Raw genomic sequence first — 1,886 nt, forward strand, 5'->3', positions numbered from 1 at the left:
GTGCGCGTGGGACAAGCGATCTATGGCGCGCGGTCTACGCCCGACGCACATTATTGGCCGAGGGCAGGAGAGAAGGAACCGCGTTCATGAGGTCGGGTTGGCTTGCTGGAAGGTGATAGCCATCAGGCGAGACGATTATGGCGCAGATCGACATGAACCTGCACGGACTAGCGAGAATTCTTAATGGACACACATCATTTTAAGAAGCATTCTTCGCCTAACTGAAGGAGGACAGACGATGAAACTCAGCGCGCGCAACCAATTTCAAGGCACCGTCACCCGCATCAATGAGGGACAGGCGATGGCCGAAGTGACGGTCAAGGTCGGCACACTCGAATTTGTCGCGGCCATTACGGAAGGTTCCGTGAAGAATATGGGCCTCAAAGTGAACGACTCCGTGACGGTCGCCGTCAAGGCCACCGAAGTCATGGTCGGTAAGTAACGTCATCGCGTATCGCAACACGATCGGCAATCACCATACGGCCGGCTTGTCTGCTCATTGGAGCAGGCAACCGGTCCTTTGGATAACTCGAATAATGGCGCGCGAACATGTCGCGTTTACGGCTCATACGGCGGAAACCATTGCAATAGCGAAGCCTTGCTCAAACTATGAATTCGACCTCTTATTCCAGTTCGGCTACGATGCCTTCGTTGCCGCGTAGCTTCAACTCATCGTCCAATCGCTCATTCCAGCGGTCCAAATCGGTAGAGAGCAGTATCTTGCCGCGAACCTGAAGGCGCGCGAGCCTGGGCTGCGCCGAAAAATTCAAGCCGATCAGCACACGACGCCGGTCGAGTTCTCGCCGGTAGACCATCACGTCGTCCGTGACCGATAGAAGCCGGTACGACCCGAGTATCAATGCTTCTTCGGCATTGCGCAGTTGAACCAATTTTCGATACAGGCTCAACATGGATTGTGGATCGTTGCGCGCACTCGCGACATTCACGCCCCTTGCCGCATGGTCAACGGGTAACCATGGTGTGCCCGTCGTGAAACCGGCATGCAGTGAGTCATCCCATTGCATCGGCGTTCGAACCGGATCGCGGCCGAGACCGATACCCGGCGTGTTGTGTTCCCAGGGATCTTGAATGAGACCGGGCGGAATCGGGACGTCCGTCATGCCGATTTCATCGCCATAATAGAGAGTCGGTGTCCCGCGCAATGTCAGCAACAGCATCGCCGCGACACGGGCCTGGGGGAGTCCGACGCGGCTACCGATGCGCGATTTGTCGTGATTGCCCAGGACCCAATTCGGCCAGCCGTAAGCGGGAAGCGCCGTCTCGTAGGTCCGTACCGTCGATGCGATAGCGGCGGCATGCCACGGCTCCTCAATGAGTTGAAAGTTGAACGGCAGATGGCATCCATCACCGCCGGTGCCGTAGTAGGTCACCAAGCGTTCCACGGGTAGGTACACTTCTCCGATCATCAGCCGGTCGCGATAGTCATCCATCACGGACCGCATTCCCGAGATGATGTGATGCACCTCCGGGCGATCAGTCGTATACGTGGCAAGCAGTTGTCGGTAGGGCCATTCGCCGGCTCGATAATGCGGATTCGGCGGATTGGCGCGGAACTGGTCATCCTTGATCAGATGCCAGATCACATCGACGCGGAATCCGTCGACGCCACGATCCAACCAAAACCGCATCACCTCGTGCATGGCCTGCCGGACGTCCGGATTGCGCCAATTGAGATCCGGCTGCTGCGTGAGATATGCGTGATAATAATACTGGCTCGTGTGCGGATCGAACTCCCAGGCGCTGCCCCCGAACGTGCTGAGCCAATTATTGGGCGGGCCTCCGCCGGATGCGGGATCTTTCCAGATGTACCAGTCTCGCTTGGGATTGTTCCGGGAGGCTCGCGATTCGAGAAACCAGGGATGTTG

Annotated in this window: 2 protein-coding genes; one reads left to right on the top strand and one right to left on the bottom strand. The window is 57.4% G+C overall.

Going from position 1 to position 1,886, the window contains the following annotated elements; all coding sequences use genetic code 11:
* The first annotated feature begins 238 nt into the window (after positions 1-238).
* Entirely contained in the window at positions 239-442 is a 204-nt protein-coding gene (locus ACOSYY_RS11930; protein ID WP_421662615.1) for a TOBE domain-containing protein, read from the top strand.
* Between the two features lie 181 nt (positions 443-623).
* On the opposite strand, the gene ACOSYY_RS11935 is transcribed toward ACOSYY_RS11930, so the two are convergent.
* The coding region (locus tag ACOSYY_RS11935; RefSeq protein WP_421662616.1) for an alpha-amylase family glycosyl hydrolase at positions 624-1,886 on the bottom strand (1,263 nt) is incomplete at its 5' end.

The sequence above is a fragment of the Nitrospira sp. BLG_2 genome, assembly GCF_049222245.1.